An 864-nucleotide genomic window follows, 5' to 3' on the forward strand; every position below is an offset into this window, starting at 1 on the left:
GTGCTTAGCTTTTACAGTGTCTAGCTTGTATAGCTTTTCGATGTACTCGAAAGATGCAGCTGCAAGTGCTTTGTGCTGCTCTTCAACAGTAGCGATTGCTTTTTCAACGATGTCTTGAACTTGCTCTTGGTAAGATTTGATAGTGCCCATGATAGTATCCTTTTCTCTGTAAGTATCTCAGCGCTGTGGATTTAATTTCCACAAATTCTTAATTCACCACCAACGATACGCTGATAAATTAGAATATTCATACTAAGCAAAGGTATTAACGCAAATAAATTGTTGGGCTTGGCAAGGAGGACGTTAAGAGGGAAGTGCTACCACTCGAACAATACCCAGCTAGGCACAAGGACTTGTGAGCGATCTTCGCGGATCCAGGCATTGCCATCCTGAGGCACTAAATAATAAGTAGGGCCAATCTTTGGAACGACTTTAATTTCTTTTAGAACGCCATTCACACGATATTCGTAAAAAGTTTTGTTATCCTCATTGCGAATAACGATCTCAGGCTCAGCAGGCTGAATAGATTCCTCTGCATGTGCGGATGTTATAGCGAACATGCTGGCTTGAGTTGCGAGTAGAGTTACTAATAAAGTTGGGCGTAATATCTTTCGCATATGAACTCCTGTATGAGCGTTGACGAATAAAAATATCTGTTCTGTATTGTCGTTTTTTCTTACTATACCACTGTGCCAGTGATTACTCACCGGACTTTTAATTTCAAAACCCAGCTCTTACCAGCATCTAAACAATTATAGATACGCAATTTATGACAACAAATACCGAGCAATCTCAAACACTTCCTACCGTTTTGGTGGATGGATCATCTTATTTATTCCGGGCTTTTCATGGTTTACCTCCTTT

At 40.3% G+C, this 864-nt stretch carries 1 protein-coding gene; it reads right to left on the minus strand.

The genetic code is table 11. The features are described from left to right. Positions 1-317: 317 nt before the first annotated feature. The gene (locus A3735_RS06595; protein ID WP_068509226.1) at positions 318-617 is read right to left on the minus strand and encodes a DUF2782 domain-containing protein; all 300 of its coding nucleotides are present in this window, start codon (positions 615-617) and stop codon (positions 318-320) included. Between the last annotated feature and the right edge of the window lie 247 nt (positions 618-864).

It is taken from the genome of Oleiphilus sp. HI0061, from assembly GCF_001635675.1.